Consider the following 14,518-nt stretch of genomic DNA (forward strand, 5'->3'; position numbering starts at 1 on the left):
CGCTCCCGTGCGGCCGGCCCACCCGGGCCGGCCGCACGGGCTGCGCCCGAGCCGGAAGACAGCTCACAGGCCCGTACCGCACCACAGGAGCCCGCCATGCCGCACCCCGCCCAGCCGGCTGCACCACAACACGTCGCGCCCGTGTCGGGGACCCCTCGCCCGCCGGCCGGGCCGCCGGCGGGGACCGCCCCGTACGCGCTGGTCCGCACCACGGTGACGGCGCACCCCGCACAGCCGGAGGAAGCCGCGCGGGTACGGACCCTGCTCGACCGGCTCACCACCCTCGCGGCACAGGAGGACGCACTGCGTCCGGCCCTGTGCGACGACCTGTTCGCCTCCCGGCCGGGGCACCACGAGGAGTTCCACCGCCAGGTGGTGCTCCCGCTGCGGCGAGCGCTGCACAACGGCCGCACCCCCCGCCCGGTCCTGCTGACCCGTCTCGGTGATCTGCCCGCGCGGGTGCCCCGGCTCGGCACCTGGCTGACGCTGCACGGACTCCGCGCCACTCTCCTCACCGATCTGGCCGGGGCCGTCCCCGACGCCCTGACCGCCGAGCGCTCCGTCCTCGCGGAACTGTGCCGCTCCCCCGGCTTCGCCCGGGCCGTTGCGCTCACCAGTGCCGACCTGCTCCGCGCAGTGTCCCGGGCCGCCCGGGACGAGGGTGGGCGCAGGGCCCGCAAGGAGGAGCCCTCGGTGCTGCGGCACGCCCTGCGTGCCAGTACGAAGACCAGCCCGCTGTCCTGGTTCACCGCCGTGGGGTGGTCAGCCGGTGCGGGCGGCGCTGACGCAGCCGCCGCGGGGAGGGGCGGTCCGGCCGCCCTGCCGCCGGAGCCGATGCAGCCGCTGACGTCGCCGGCGTCGCTGCGGTCCGTGGTGCGGGAGCACCGGACCCTCGTCGCGGCGCTCGTCGCCGCGCTGCTGGACGAACCGCGCCGCCGGCGCGTGCTCGCCCATCGCATGACGAGCAGTGCGCGGCCCACCGTGGACGGCCGGGCCCTGTACACCCGGGACCGTACGCTCTTCGCGGGCGGCCGGTACCTCGTCACCCATGAGGAGACGATCGAGCTCGCGGCCCGCCCCGCCCTGACCGCGCTGGACACGCTCGCCGCCGTGCCCGCGACCCTCGACGAACTGGCCGCCCGACTCGGTCCGGCCCTCGGCCGCCCGCGCACGGACCCCGCCGTCGGCGGCTTCCTCGGCCGACTCGCCGACTGCGGCCTGCTGGTGCCCGTGGAGCCCGTCGACCCGCAGCACCCTCACCCGTTGCGAGCTCTGGCCGACTGGCTGCGGCAGTGGCCCGAGGACGCGGCCCTGACCGACCGGATCGACCGGATCGCCGCCGACACCGCCCGGTTCGCGAACGCCCGGGCCGAGGACCGGCCCGCCCTGCTCGCCGGCCTGGCGGACCGCTGGCGCCGCGTTCTGGCCGACGCCGGCCGGCCCGTGCCGGCCGATGCCGCCCCGCTGAACGTACTCTCCGAGGACGTACTCGCCGCGGACTCCGGTCGGCTCGGCGTGCGTACCGGCGACATGGTCTCCACCGGCCGGCTGACCGGGCCGGACCGGGCCGTGCTGGGTGAACTGACCGCTCTGGCCGAGTTGTTCGACCTCGGACACCTGATGCGGCGGGCCGCACTGGAGCGGTTCGTCTCCCGCTACGGGCGCGGTGGAACCTGTCCGGCCCCCTGGGAGTTCGGCGCCGACACCGCCGCCGCGTGGGAGGAGGCCGCACGCCTCGCCGTCCGGCCGGCCGGTGATCCGGGGCTCTCCGGGGAGCCAGCCGAACTGGCCCGGCTGCGGGAGGAGTTCGTCGATCGGGTACGGGCCTCCGTGGCGGCCGCTCCCGGCGGCTGGGCCGAGGAGGTCGTCCTGCCCGCCGAAGAGGTGCGTGGGCTCGCCGCCCGGCTGCCCGGCTGGACCGCCGCCCGCCCGCTCAGCTACGCGTGGTTCGTCCAACACGCGGTCCCGGCCGCCGGAAGCACCCGGGCGGAACCGGTTCCGGCCGATCGACCGGAGGGCGCCGTCCCCGGCGGCCTGCTCTGCGTCAACCACGTGTACGGCGGCTGGGGCCGCTTCACCAGCCGCTTCCTGGACGACCTGCCCCGCGGTGCCGCCGCCGAGGTGGCACGCGAGATCCGCCGCGGTCTCGGCGACGGCGCGCGGGCCGCCCAGATCCGGCCGGTGGGCGGCTTCAACGCCAATCTCCACCCGCTGCTGGTCGGCGAGGAAATCGGCCCCGACCGGTACCGGGCCGCACTCGCCGAAGCCGATGTGGAGTTGGTCCACGACCCGGCCTCCGACCAGCTCCGGCTCCGGCTGCGGGCCACCGGTGAACCCGTCGACGTCCTCTACCTGGGCTTCCTCGCCCCGGTCATGCTGCCGCAGCGCCTCGCGCCGTTCCTCTGCGACCACCCGGGCGGCGTCGTGGACTTCCGCCGGCTCCTCCCCCGCCGCACCGTGACCGTCCCCGGCGGTGAGGTGCGGCGCACCCCCCGGCTGCGCCACCGCCATGCGGTGATCGCCCGGCGGCGCTGGCACCTGCCCGAAGGGGTACTGGCCGCGCTCCGCGCCGACCTCGCGGCCGACCCCGGCGAGATCCCGGCCGCCGCGGTGACCCGTTGGCGGGCCTTGCTGGGCCTGCCCGAGCAGTTGTTCCTGCACCCGGTACCGGAGCCCGCTGCCGGGCGGCCCGTCGAGGACTTCGTACGGAGTCTGCGCGCGCCGAAGCCCCAGGCCCTCGACCTGGGCAGCGCCCTGCACCTGCGCTGCCTCTCCGGCTGGCTGACCCGCCATCCGCGCGGCGTGGTGCTGGAGGAGGCGCTGCCCGACTCCGGCGGCCGGAGCCGCCCCGCGCATGCCGTGGAACTCATCGCCGAGACCTACCGGCCTGCACGCACCGCCCCGTCCGGCTGAATCCGGGTCCGGCCGGGCCGCTCGGTCCGGCCGAGTTCCCTGCGCCACCCGCGCCGCTGCGTCCGCCTGCCCGGCAGGCACCACCACCCCGCCCGTCATCCGCCGAGGAGACACCCGATGAACGCCCCGGCCACCGGCCCGGACACCGCCCGGCCCGACTCGCCCGCCGCCACGGCCCTTGACGTGGTCGTCCACCACTACGAGCCGGTCAAGGCGCCGCTCCTGCGCGAAGCCGTGCTGCCCCTCGCCCGACGGGCCGCCGCGGACGGGCTGACCGCTCATGTCGAACGCCACTGGCTCCACGGCCCGCACCTGCGGCTGCGACTGCGCGGCCACCCCGGGGCGGTGGCAGCCGCGGCCGAGCGGACCGCCGCCGAACTGCGCGCCCGCGTGGCCTCGCACCCGTCGCGGGCCGCGGCCGACGGGCAGCAGCTGCTGGCTCAGGCCGAAATGGCAGGGCGGGCTGAGCTGATCCCGCCCCCGTACGGCCCGCTCGTACCGGACAACACCGTGCGGGTGGAGCCGGTGGACCAATCCTCCCTGGAGGCGCTGATCGGCCCGGACGGGGTGCGGCTGCGCGAGGACCTGCTGGCCCTGGGCCTGCCCGCCCTCCAGGCGGGCACCGCCTTCCTCGGCGAGCGCGCGGACACCTCCGCCGCCCGGGTCGAACTCGTGGTGGCGGCCCTCGCGGCCCATGCCGCCGCGCACCCCGAGGGACTGGTCGGCGGCCACTACTCGTACGTCTCCCACCTGGAGGACTTCCTCGTCCACGAGGACCGCGACGGGCGGCTGCGGGCGGCCTTCGACCGCCGCTGGGAGGCCGCGGGCGGGCGGATCTCCGCGCTGGTGGGCCGGATCGCGGGCGGCGGTGCGGCCGGCTGGGAACGGGCCTGGGCCGACTGGTCCGCCGGCGCCTGGCGGATCGCGGAGGAACGGTTCAGGGCGGGCGCGGACTTCACCGGGGTGCATGCCGAGTACCGGGACCGGGCCGCGGCGCTGGGCGACCGGGCCACCCTCGAACGCTGGGACGGGCAGGTACGCACCCGGTACAGCGACTTCCACCGGCGGCTGCACCGCTCGGACCCGCAGGGCACGATGTGGAGCCGCCCCGACTACCTGGTCAACCGGGCCTGTACGAACGGGCTGTACCGGCTCCTCGTCGTCTGCGACGTCCTGCCCGTGGAGCGCTGCCTCGCCGCCCACCTCGTCGTACGGAGCGTTCCGGAACTCACCGGGCACCGGTGGCAGGCGCGCATCGACGAGGTCATCGCCGCTGTGGAGGGGACGCCGTGACCCCCGCCGAACCGCCGTGCACGCGGCTGCGGCCCGGGGTGGCGGTCACCCCTCTGCGGGCCGGTCTGCACCTGCGCGGCCGGGACGGGAGCGTGACGCTCGAAGGGAGCAAGGCCCTGCCCGCCCTGTGGGAGCTGCTGTCCGAGCAGCTCGGCCGTGGGACCGGGGACGTCCTGGGCGCGCAGGAGTACGGCCGGGGCGATGACGGGGACCGGTCCTGTCCCCGGACCCGGCCCGGCCCCCGCCTCGATCCGGCCGATCCCCGGGTCGGAGCCGCGCTGACCGCGCTGACCGCGCAGCTGCACGCGCACGGCCTGCTCGCCGAGTATCCGGCGGGCGCGGCCGAACCGGCCGCCTGGCTGGGAGCGTCCGCGCAACGGCCCGCGCCGGCGGCCGCGGCCCTGGCCGCCGCACGGCCCGTGGTCGCGGCCGCCGATCCCGACGGGCCGCTCGCCAGGGCGCTGATCAGGGCCCTGGACCGCGCGGGGACCCCGCCGGAGGTGTACCGCGACGCGGGCCTGCCGGCCGACCGGGTGATGGCGGTCGCCGGCACTCCGCCGATGGCCGTGGCCGTGGCCCGTACCGCCGACGGCGGCTTCGCCACGGCCCCGGCCGCTCCGGAACGGGTGCGTTCGGACGCCGAGTCGATCGCCGCCCGTCTGCGTCCCGGCGGCGGCCCCGCGCCCGCCGGGGAGACAGGGGAGGCAACGGGGGCGACAGCGGGGGAAGCGGCGGCGCTGACGGCCCTGCTGGCGGGTTCCGCAGCGCAGCGGCTGCTGTGTGTCGCGGCCGGTCTGCCCGATCCGGCCGGGCGGGAGGACGACCCTCTGCTGCTCCCGGACCGTCCCGCCGTACTGGTCGCGGTGGCCCGGCCGCCGCACGCGTCCTACCATCCGTGGGTGACCGGGCCGGCCGATCCCGCGGCCCTCTCCCCCGCCCCGGCCGGCAACCTGGCCGAGGCGCTGCGCCGTACCGGGGCACTGGGCGACCGGTACCTGGGAGTGCTCGACGCACCGCAGCCGGGCGGACTGCCCCAGCTGCCCGCCGCGCTCGCGGCCTGCCGTTCGGTGTCCGGGCCGCTGGTGGCCGGTGCGCCCCGGGCGGACCTGGCCCGGCTCACCGCAGCGTGCCGTGCGGCCGAACTGCACTTGGCCGAAGGGCTGCCGGGCCCGGTGGCGGTCGGCGCCGGCCCCGGGCACGCCCTGGGACGGGCCCTGCGCCGTGCCGCCCTCGCCGCCGCCGGTTCCTCCGGCCCCGGTCGCGCACTGAGCGAGGAGGAATGGCGCGCGCATCCGCAGGCCCGCCACTGGTGGACCGTGCTGACCCGGCATCTGGGGCTTCCGATGGAGATGACGGTTCACCGGTTCACCGCGGAGCGGGCCTACCTGGCCGTGGTACGGGACCCCGCTGCGCGGGCCGGGACCGCAGGAGTGGCCGCCCGTGCGGTGGAGGCGACACCCGCCGACGCCGCGGCCCTGGCCGCGCTCGGCGCGGTGACCCGGACCATGGCCGCCGAGCACGGTCCGGCCGGGGCCGTGCACACCGCGTTCAGCGGGGCCGAGGCACCGCTCGCGGTTGCGGAAGTCGAGTCGGCGGCCTGGACGGACGAGGGATGGACCGACCGCTGGCTGGCCGGGATCGCCCGGCGGGAGCCGGATCTGTGCTCGGCGCTGGCCCGGCTGACCGGGCTGCGCCCCGAACCCTGGCAGCCGGGTGAGGCGGACCTCGACGGCAGCGGCCCGGCCGGACCCTCCGGGCCGGTCGGGGCTGCCCTGCACGCGTGCGGATTCACCGTCCTGGCCGGGCGGGGAGGAGCCCGATGAGCGGGGTCGTGACGAACGGGACGGCTGCGGAGGCGACTGCTGCGGGCTCAACGGCCGCTGACGCCACGGCTGCTGACGCGACGGTGGTGGCCACCGCCGCCAGCGCCGTGCCCGTCCTGGATCCGGCCGCGGCACTGAAGACCACCGGCGGCGCCGCCATCGTCCACCTCACCTCCTGGACGCTGGAGCTGGCGGAGCGGCTCAGCCGCCATGCACTGGCCCATCCCGTGCGCCTGGTTCCGGTGCGCGAGGACGGCGCACTGACCGTGATCGGCCCCGTGCTGGAGCCCTCGACGCGGGCGTGCCTGTCGTGCACCGAGTACCGGCGACTGGCCACCACGGGCGGCCGGGTGCCCTGGCAGAGCCCCCGGCTGGCGCTCGGCGGTACCGGCACCCCGGCCCTGGCGGAGGCGGCCCTGCTGCTTGCTGCCGGCCTGCTGGAGCCCGGGCCCGCCGCGGAGGCGGGGGCTCCGCCGCCCTCCACCGTCCACATCGTCCAGGGGCACCGGGCCACCTGGTCCACCCATCGCGTCGGCCCGGTCGGCGGCTGCCCGGTGTGCCGCCCGCTGCCGGCCGACTCCCCCGCCACGGCCGGGTTTCCGGACACGCCGCAGCCGCTGCCCGACCCCGCAGTGCTGCGCGGCCCCAACGACCGTACGGGCGCGGACCGGTTGCGGGCCGAGCTGTACGACGAGCGGTTCGGCCCGGTGCGCCGCCTGTTCCGCACCGAGAACTCTGCCTTCGCCCTGACCACGGCCTGGGTGACGGACGGCCGTCTGCTCGACGACGGCGGATACGGGCGCTCCGCCGACTTCCGCTCCAGCGAGCGGGTGGCACTGTTCGAGGGCGTGGAGCGGCTGGCCGGCATGCGCCCGCTGGGCCGCCGTACCGTCCTGCGCGCATCCTTCGCCGAGCTGGGCCCGGAGACCGCCGTGGATCCCGCCCGGCTCGGTCTGCCCGACCCGGCCCACCGAGGTCACCCTGCCGCCCGGACGGTCCCGTACCGCCCGGACCTGGAGCTGGACTGGGTGTACGGCTGGTCGCTCACCGAAGGCCGGGCCCGGGCGGTGCCCGAGCACGTGGCGTACTGGGACCTGCCGCAGGGGCCGGGCCGGGCACGGGTGGTCTACGAGTCCTCGAACGGCTGCGGACTCGGGAACAGTCCGCAGGAGGCTGCGCTCTACGGGCTGTTCGAGGTGGCGGAACGGGACGCCTTCCTGATGGCGTGGTACGCGCGCACGCCGCTGCCCGGCGTCGCGCTGCCCGCCGAAGACCCGCTGGTGAACGCCCTGGCCGCGCGCGCCGGGCTGATGGGATACCGGCTGCATCTGCTGGACGCGACCAACGACCTCGGCATCCCGGCGGTGGTCTCGCTCTGCCGCTACGAGGGGAACCGGTCCGACGCTCCCCGCACCTTCCTGGCCGCCGGGGCCCACCACGATCCGTGCGCCGCGATCCGCTCGGCGGTGGCGGAGGTCGTCACCAACGTCCAGGACGCCGTGCGCCGGCAGGCCGGCCCAGGCGGGCCGCGTGACCCGGAGCGGCTGCGGCCCATGCTGGCGCGGCCCGAGCTGGTGGTCGACCTCGACGACCACGTGGGCCTCAACACCCTGCCGGAGGCACAGCCCCGGCTGGAGTTCCTGTTCGCCGGGAGCGGGGAGGCCTCCTGGCAGGAACGGTGGCCCGGCGCTCCCACGCCGGTGGCCGATCTCACCCGGCTGCTGACGGAGACGGTCGCGCGGCTGGCCGCCGAGGGGCTGGAGGTGGTCGTCGTGACGCAGGACGAGCCCGGGATCCGGGACCGGCTGGGGCTGCACTGCGCCAAGGTGATCGTGCCCGGCACCCTCCCGATGACGTTCGGCCACGTCAACCGCCGCACGCTCGGGCTGCCCCGGCTGCTGGAGGTGCCCCACCGGCTGGGACGCACCGCCCGTCCGCTGCGATACGACGAACTCCCCCTGTACCCCCACCCGTTCCCGTGAGGACGACCCGATGACCGAACACCCGTACCCGTACCCGTACGCGCCCGCGTCTCCCGTCACGCCGGTGGGAGTCTGGCAGAGCCTGCACCTGACCCTGCACACCGACGGCGCGGACACCGACGCCTTCGTCACCGGGGCGCTCGCCCCGCTGATGGACGGCCGGTTCGGGCCGGACGGCGGCGCCTGGTTCTTCATCCGCTACCACGAGGGCGGGCCCCACCTGCGGATCAGGTTCCGCAGCGCCGCACCCGCCCAGGACGCGGCCGGACTCGCCGCCGAACTGGCCCTGCTGGCCGGCGGCACCACTCCCGTCACCGGCCCCTGGCCCGGCCGGCACGGGGAGGTGCGCGCCGCGCCGTACGAGCCGGAGACCGAGCGCTACGGCGGTCCGGCCGCGCTCCCGGTGGCCGAGGAGGTGTTCGTGCACTCGACGCGCGCGGCCGTCGCCGCCCTGCGCGCCGTGCCCGGGCGGGCCGACCGGCTGCGGCTCGCCCTGGACCTCGCCCACGCCACGGCGTACGCCCTGGGCCTGGACGAGCTGGCCTCCGCGGGCTGGCTGCGCCGCCACGCCGCCTCCTGGCGCTGGGCCGCCGAGGTGCGGCCGCTGCCCGGAGCCGCCGTCCACACCCGCGTGAACACGGTGTTCGCTGCGCAGCGAACGAACCTGGGGCGGCGGGCCCGGGCGGTCCGCGCCGGGCTCGACGACGGCTCCGCCGCGACCTGGCTCACGGAATGGGCCCGGCAGGTGCGAGCGGCCGACATCCGGTTGCGTACCGCCGTACCCCCTGCGGACCGGCCGGACGCGCCGGTGCGGACGCACCGCCGGCTGTGGGTGTGGGCCTCACAGCTCCACATGCTGTTCAACCGGCTGGGGGTCACCCCCGACGAGGAGCGGGCGGTCTGCCGGCTGGCGGGCCGCGCCCTGCTGGAGACGGAGGAGGAGGACGGCTTCTTCGGTGCCGGTCCGCGCGCGGCCGACTACCAGTACCTGGAGCAGAGCAAGTTCCAGATCGGTCGCGCACAGGACTCCGCCGTACGGAGCATCGCACGGCCCGGCGTCTCGTCCGGGTACCGCGCCGAGGCCGAACGCGGTCTGCCCGCCGCCGTGTTGCCGGAGCTGTCCCTCGCCGAGGCGCTGCACCGCCGCAGCTCGGCGCGCGGAGCCCTGCGGGGGCCGCTCACTGCAGAGGAACTGGGCGGGGTGCTGTGGCACGCCCACGCGCCGAGCCATGTGTCCCGGCAGCCCCTGGCCGACGGTACGGAGCGCACCCTGCACCACCGCCCGTATCCGAGCGCGGGCGCCCTTTACAGCGTCCGGGTACGGCTGCTGGCGCTCGCCGTGGCAGGGCTTCCCCCCGGCACCTACCACTGCGTGCCGGAGCGGCGGTCGCTGGTCGCCCTCGGACCCGCGCCGGACCTAGGCGGGCTCAAGGCGCTGTCGTCGTACTTCTCACGCCCGGCCGACGACCCGGACTTCGTCGGCATCGACGAGGCACCGGCCGTGCTGGCGGTCCACCTGGACCTCGGGCTGCTCCGCCGCCGGTACGGGCTGCGGGCACTGCGGCTGGGCCTGCTGGAGGCCGGGCACCTGGCCCAGACCCTCCAGCTCACGGCCGGTGCGTTCGGGCTGGCCACGATTCCGCTGGGTGGCCTGCACGACGACCTGGCGCACGAGCTGCTCGGCCTGGACGATCTCGACGAGCCGGTCCAGTACCTGATGCCGCTCGGGCGCCTGGAGCTGCGGGCAGGCACGTCCGACGCCGACCGGCGGTCGTAGGCGGGGCAGCGACGCGGGGCCACGACGAAGGGCCGATGCCGGCCAAACGCACGCGGTGGCCGCCGCGAAGGGTGGCCGGGCCCCTCTCCCCCGACCCGGCCCGGGGGCTGACGGCGTCAGCCGGCCTTGCCTTCCAGCGCTGCCACCAACTGCGGCAGCCCGCCGCCGGCCACGATCAAGGCCAGGTGGTCGTGGTAGTCCCGGCTGCTGACGATCAGGCCGTCGCGGACCCGCAGTACCTGGATGTTGGAGGACGTGAAGGTCTGTCCGGTCACCCGGTGGTGGACCCGGTAGTCGAACTCGGCGACGATCACCTCCGCGTCGTCGGTCTCCCGGACGACCACGTTCATCGGGGTCAGCTCCACGGGCGAGCTCGCGGAGACTTCGGCGAACCGCTCCTTGAGGGTGGCCCTCCCCTCGAAGCGGCGGGGGCCGACCGGCTCGAAGACGGTCTCCACCACGGCGTCCTCGGCGTAGAGCTCGGCGAGCTCGGTGAACCGCCCCGCGCCGATACCGTCGATCAGCTTCTGGAAGATCTCGCGGGGTGACGGCGTTTCGGACATGATCAACCTCCAGTGGGATCCGCCAACTAGAATCGGACTAGCAACTCCGTTTTTACGATACGGACTACCAACTCCGTTTGTCCAGAGTGGATTCGGCGTCGGCCGAGAAAGGCGGGAGACGGATGAGTGGCGCTGCTGAGCGCCCGCTGCGGGCGGATGCGGCCCGCAATCGGGCCAGGCTGCTGGAGGTTGCCACGGAGGTGTTCACCAGCCGCGGCGCCGGTGTGCCGACCGAGGAGATCGCCCGGGCCGCCGGGGTCGGGGTCGGCACGCTCTTCCGGCATTTCCCGACCAAGGAGGCACTGCTGGAGGCGGTGGTGGTGCGAAGGCTGGAGACCATCGCAGCCCAGACCGCGCGACTGGCTGCCGAGACCGCGCCGGCCGAAGCCTTCTTCGCCTGCTTCCGCCTGGTGGTGGAGCAGTCGGCGGGCAAGACCGAGTTCGCCCAGGCCCTTGCCGCGGCCGGGGTGGACGTCCACGCGTCCCTGCAGGCCCCGAGCATGGAGATCCAGGGACGGCTGGCCCAGCTGCTGGCCGGAGCACAACAGGCCGGGGCGGTCCGCCAGGAACTGGGTCTGCCGGAGTTCATCGCCCTGCTGGCCGGCACCAGCAGGGCGATGGAACAACTCGAAGAGGACGACCCGGCGCCCCGGGAGCGGATCTTCAGTGTGGTGTTCGACGGGCTGCGACCCCGCTGAGCCGAAGGATCTCAAGCCTTCCGCGGATCCAACGGGTCGCAGCCGCTGCAAAATCTGCGCCCGGTCGGATCAACCCTCTAGGCGGTGGTCAGGGCCTCCAGGGCGGGGACCGTTTCGGCCGGGGTCGGCAGGGCGGCGTTCTCCGCCCGGAGACGAGCGGCGGCCTCGCGCAGGGCCGGGTCGGTGATGAGGCGGGTGAGGAGCGCGGCGTCGACGTCTTCGGAGGCGGAGCGCAGGGCTGCGCCGGTCGCGGTGAGGGCGTCGGCATTGGTGAAGTGGTCCGCGCCCTGCGGGAGCAGGAGCTGGGGCAGGCCGGCCTGCAGGGCGGTGAGCATGGTGCCGGAGCCGCCGTGGTGGATCAGCGCGTCGGAGGCGGCCAGCAGCTCGGCGAGCGGGATCCAGGGCAGCGGGCGGACGTTGTCGGGAAGGGTGCCGAGCGGGGTGAGGTCGGCGTCGCCGACGGCGAGCAGGAACTCGGCGTCCACCGAGGCGGAGGCCTCGATCAGGCGGACGATGGCGCGGACGCCGTCCACCTCGGTGAGGACGGTGCCCAGAGTGACGGCAACGCGCGGGCGGGTGCCGCGGCGGAGCAGCTCGGCGGGGACGATGCCGCCGCCGTTGTAGGGGAGGTAGCGCATCCGCAGGCCGTCCGGGTCACCGCCGAGCGACGCGGGCACGACGTTCAGCGCGGTGGGCTTGGCGGGGCCGGCCACCCCGTACGTGTCGTACGCCTCGGTGAAGTTGGCGGCGAGCCGGGCGACCATGTCGTGGCCGGAGGTGACACCGAAATTCTGGATCACCGAGGGGATCTTGAGCTTGGCGGCGACGAGCGGGGCGGAGGCCTGGAAGGAGTCGTAGACCAGCAGGTCGGCGCCCCAGCTCTCGGCGGTCTGCAGCAGGCCGTCCACCGTGGGGCGGGAGACGAGCGCGAAGGCGTGGGCCGCCCTGTCGAGGATCTGGTCCGGGGTCATGTCGTGGGCGACGTAGCGCACCTCCTCGCCGGTGAACTGCTCGAACACGTCCCGGATGGTGCGGCCGTCGCCGATCTCGACGATCGGGAAACCGGCCTCGCGGAGCTGCTTCAGCGGCTGAGAGTTCGCGAACAGCACCTCGTGGCCGGCGGCGCGCAGGGCCTGCGCCGTCGGGATCATCGGGAAGAGGTGGCCGGCCGAGGCCGGTCCGGTGAAGAGTATGCGCACGTTTGCTCCTTGCCAGTGGTCTGCCGGTCGGGGACGAGTCGTGCGGCCCGCTCCCGGTTCAATTTGATCAACTGATCGGCAGGCGTGTTGCGTTCCCCCAGAACGATCGATTTTCAGACGTTCTGGTGCGGACGCAGGACGGGGGTGTGATGTGAAGTCGTGTTGGGCGATGGGAGGATCTGCCGGTCAACTTCTTTGTGTCATCTGCCAGTACGGCAGCCGGACCGGGGCGGCGCAGACTTTCTGCCACGGCCGCGACCGGCGAGCCTCCGCATCCGGGGGCCCGGCGTGGCCGTGTGTACAGGACGAAGCACAGGAGGGGGCGTCACATGAGCGTGCAGCAGTACGACGAGATCGGTGAGGCGTTCGAGGGGTTCAAGTCCCTGCCGCTGATGCATTACGGGGAAGTGCCGAGCTTCCTGGCCCTGGTCGGGGACGTGCGCGGCAAGTCGGTTCTCGACCTGGCGTGCGGCACCGGTTTCTACAGCAGGGAGTTCAAGCGGCGCGGCGCCACGGATGTCTTCGGGGTCGACATCTCAGTCGAGATGATCGCCGCTGCGCGGGAGATCGATCAGCGTGACCCGCTGGGTGTGCGCTACGAGGTCGGCGACGTGGCCGGGCTGCAGCCTCTCGATCGGCGCTTCGACATCGCGCTGGGAGTGCAGTGCCTCAACTACGCCGAGGACATCGCAGCGATGGAACGGATGTGCCGCAACATCCACCGGAACCTGGTGCCGGGTGGGGAGTTCTTCGTGCTCGCCCAGAACCCCGACTACCGGTTCGACTGTGCATCCCTCGCCACGTACGGGTTCCTCTGCGAGCCGACCGGCGAAGAAATCGAGACGGGTCCGCGGGTGCGCGTCACCGCTCTCCTCGACCCGGTGCCGATCAGCATCGTCGTCGCGGCCCCGCGCCGCGAGGTCTACGAGAAGTGTCTGCGGGCGGCCGGGTTCAGTGCGGTGGAGTGGGTTCCGCTGCACGTGTCCGAAGCCGGTATCCGTGAGTTCGGCGAGGACTTCTGGGCGGACTTCCTCGCGCACCCGGCGCTGGAGATGCTGCGCTGCCGCGCCTGACCGACCGACTGGCCGACTGGCCGCACCGTGAGTACGGTTCCACCCCGCCGAAGACCTCGGAACGGGGCGGGCCATGGTGTGGTGCCGGCCCGCCCGATCGCCGTCCTGGCAAGATGGCGGCATGGAACGTGTGCTTGGAATCGGTGGATATTTCATGCGGGCCGCCGACCCGGCGGCCCTGAGCTCCTGGTACCGCGATTGCCTGGGCCTGGACGCCGATGAGCACGGCCTGTGGCGTCAGGGAGCCGGGCTGACGGTGTTCGCGACGTTCGAGTCCGAGACCGACTACTTCGGGTCCCGTGCCCAGCAGACCATGCTCAACTTCCGGGTCCGCGACCTTGATGCGATGCTTGCGCAATTGCGCGCCAAGGGAGCGGACGTGGCTGAAGAGACTCAGGACATGGAGGGCGTCGGTCGATTCGGCTGGGCGACCGATCCTGAGGGCAATCGGGTCGAGCTGTGGCAGCCCGCCTGATCGGGCCCGTACGGCCGCGGACGCCGCCGGCGGTGTCCGCGGCTCCCGGCTCGCCCGACGGGATCCACTCGTCGGTCAGGAGTGGTCGCGCACTGCGATGCCGGGCGCGAAATGGGCGGCTGCGGCGATCAGCCGCTTCTTGTCGAAGCGCCACCCGGTAACCGCTCGTGAAGCCACCGCGACCTCGGCGGGCACCGGCACGAGCGCGCCGAGGACCGCGCGGGCCTTCGGGCCGTCCCCGGGCAAGGGCGGAGCGCCGTCCCTCCGTGTCACCCCTACGTACGGGAGAGAGGTTCCGCCCGCGTTCTGGCGCCAGAGCACGAAGGCGGTGATGTCGCTCCACGGCACATGGGCGCTGGTGGCCCTGTACCTGGCGGGGCTTCCGCCAAGGAGCACGCCCGTCTCGTCCACACGGAACGCGACCTTGTGGCTGAAAGCCACGTAAGCCATGAACAGCCCGCCCGCGCCGAACAGCGGCAGGCCCAGTACCCGCGCGAGCGGCGGTATGTCCGGGAGCAGCAGAGCTGCGGTGAAAACGGCAGAGAGAGCCACTACCGCCGTGGTCTTCGGATCCCAGCCGTAGCGGGCCTCGTACACGGGCGAGACGGAATCGGTCATGGCTGGATCATGACAAGACGGAACGGGTCTGGGAAAGCCGGCCGGATCGTTGGCCGCGCAACGCGAGCAACCCGTACAACCATTCGCTCGTCTTGCACCCCGTG

The 14,518-nt window shown here is 74.5% G+C and carries 11 protein-coding genes; 8 read left to right on the top strand and 3 right to left on the bottom strand.

Going from position 1 to position 14,518, the window contains the following annotated elements; genetic code table 11:
* The first annotated feature begins 96 nt into the window (after nt 1–96).
* The 5 genes from ABTY04_RS20975 (at nt 97) to ABTY04_RS20995 (ending at nt 9,788) form a co-directional block, all read left to right on the top strand.
* Entirely contained in the window at nt 97–2,913 is a 2,817-nt protein-coding gene (locus ABTY04_RS20975; protein ID WP_352214859.1) for a lantibiotic dehydratase, read from the top strand.
* 117 nt (nt 2,914–3,030) lie between these two features.
* Nucleotides 3,031–4,206, top strand: a complete 1,176-nt coding sequence (locus tag ABTY04_RS20980; protein ID WP_352214860.1) for a lantibiotic dehydratase C-terminal domain-containing protein — start codon at nt 3,031–3,033, stop codon at nt 4,204–4,206.
* Nucleotides 4,203–6,029, top strand: coding sequence for a serine/threonine-protein kinase (locus tag ABTY04_RS20985; RefSeq protein ID WP_352214861.1), 1,827 nt, complete (start codon nt 4,203–4,205; stop codon nt 6,027–6,029). Before ABTY04_RS20980 ends, ABTY04_RS20985 begins: the two co-directional genes overlap by 4 nt.
* On the top strand, nt 6,026–8,011 hold the full coding sequence (locus tag ABTY04_RS20990; protein ID WP_352214862.1) for a TOMM precursor leader peptide-binding protein: 1,986 nt from the start codon (nt 6,026–6,028) through the stop codon (nt 8,009–8,011). The genes ABTY04_RS20985 and ABTY04_RS20990 overlap by 4 nt, the downstream gene beginning before the upstream one ends.
* Before the next feature lie 10 nt (nt 8,012–8,021).
* A complete protein-coding gene (locus ABTY04_RS20995; RefSeq protein ID WP_352214863.1) occupies nt 8,022–9,788 on the top strand; it encodes a thiopeptide-type bacteriocin biosynthesis protein in 1,767 nt (588 codons plus the stop codon).
* Nucleotides 9,789–9,904: 116 nt separating this feature from the next.
* Here ABTY04_RS20995 and ABTY04_RS21000 read toward each other — a convergent pair whose 3' ends face one another.
* Nucleotides 9,905–10,351: a nuclear transport factor 2 family protein gene (locus tag ABTY04_RS21000; protein ID WP_352214864.1), complete on the bottom strand. Its 447-nt coding sequence runs from the start codon at nt 10,349–10,351 to the stop codon at nt 9,905–9,907.
* A 122-nt stretch (nt 10,352–10,473) separates the two neighbouring features.
* Between ABTY04_RS21000 and ABTY04_RS21005 the strand changes: the two genes are divergently transcribed.
* Complete coding sequence (locus ABTY04_RS21005) at nt 10,474–11,049, top strand: TetR/AcrR family transcriptional regulator (RefSeq protein WP_352214865.1); 576 nt, start codon at nt 10,474–10,476, stop codon at nt 11,047–11,049.
* A gap of 77 nt (nt 11,050–11,126) precedes the next feature.
* Here ABTY04_RS21005 and ABTY04_RS21010 read toward each other — a convergent pair whose 3' ends face one another.
* Nucleotides 11,127–12,248, bottom strand: a complete 1,122-nt coding sequence (locus ABTY04_RS21010; RefSeq protein WP_352214866.1) for a nucleotide disphospho-sugar-binding domain-containing protein — start codon at nt 12,246–12,248, stop codon at nt 11,127–11,129.
* 329 nt (nt 12,249–12,577) lie between these two features.
* On the opposite strand from ABTY04_RS21010, the gene ABTY04_RS21015 reads away from it, so the two are divergent.
* The gene (locus ABTY04_RS21015; protein ID WP_352214867.1) at nt 12,578–13,321 is read left to right on the top strand and encodes a class I SAM-dependent methyltransferase; all 744 of its coding nucleotides are present in this window, start codon (nt 12,578–12,580) and stop codon (nt 13,319–13,321) included.
* 121 nt (nt 13,322–13,442) lie between these two features.
* The gene (locus ABTY04_RS21020; protein ID WP_352214868.1) at nt 13,443–13,796 is read left to right on the top strand and encodes a VOC family protein; all 354 of its coding nucleotides are present in this window, start codon (nt 13,443–13,445) and stop codon (nt 13,794–13,796) included.
* 75 nt (nt 13,797–13,871) lie between these two features.
* On the opposite strand, the gene ABTY04_RS21025 is transcribed toward ABTY04_RS21020, so the two are convergent.
* On the bottom strand, nt 13,872–14,414 hold the full coding sequence (locus ABTY04_RS21025) for a hypothetical protein (protein WP_352214869.1): 543 nt from the start codon (nt 14,412–14,414) through the stop codon (nt 13,872–13,874).
* Nucleotides 14,415–14,518: the final 104 nt, after the last annotated feature.

The sequence above is a fragment of the Streptomyces sp. NPDC097981 genome, from assembly GCF_040302565.1.
Classification (GTDB): Bacteria; Actinomycetota; Actinomycetes; order Streptomycetales; family Streptomycetaceae; genus Streptomyces.

Bases quoted from the DNA above. Each gene is read 5' to 3' on its own strand.
- ABTY04_RS20975 (WP_352214859.1), top strand. From the start codon at position 97: ATGCCGCACCCCGCCCAGCCGGCTGCACCACAACACGTCGCGCCCGTG.
- ABTY04_RS20980 (WP_352214860.1), top strand. From the start codon at position 3,031: ATGAACGCCCCGGCCACCGGCCCGGACACCGCCCGGCCCGACTCGCCC.
- ABTY04_RS20990 (WP_352214862.1), top strand. From the start codon at position 6,026: ATGAGCGGGGTCGTGACGAACGGGACGGCTGCGGAGGCGACTGCTGCG.
- ABTY04_RS20995 (WP_352214863.1), top strand. From the start codon at position 8,022: ATGACCGAACACCCGTACCCGTACCCGTACGCGCCCGCGTCTCCCGTC.
- ABTY04_RS21000 (WP_352214864.1), bottom strand. From the start codon at position 10,351: ATGTCCGAAACGCCGTCACCCCGCGAGATCTTCCAGAAGCTGATCGAC.
- ABTY04_RS21005 (WP_352214865.1), top strand. From the start codon at position 10,474: ATGAGTGGCGCTGCTGAGCGCCCGCTGCGGGCGGATGCGGCCCGCAAT.
- ABTY04_RS21015 (WP_352214867.1), top strand. From the start codon at position 12,578: ATGAGCGTGCAGCAGTACGACGAGATCGGTGAGGCGTTCGAGGGGTTC.
- ABTY04_RS21020 (WP_352214868.1), top strand. From the start codon at position 13,443: ATGGAACGTGTGCTTGGAATCGGTGGATATTTCATGCGGGCCGCCGAC.
- ABTY04_RS21025 (WP_352214869.1), bottom strand. From the start codon at position 14,414: ATGACCGATTCCGTCTCGCCCGTGTACGAGGCCCGCTACGGCTGGGAT.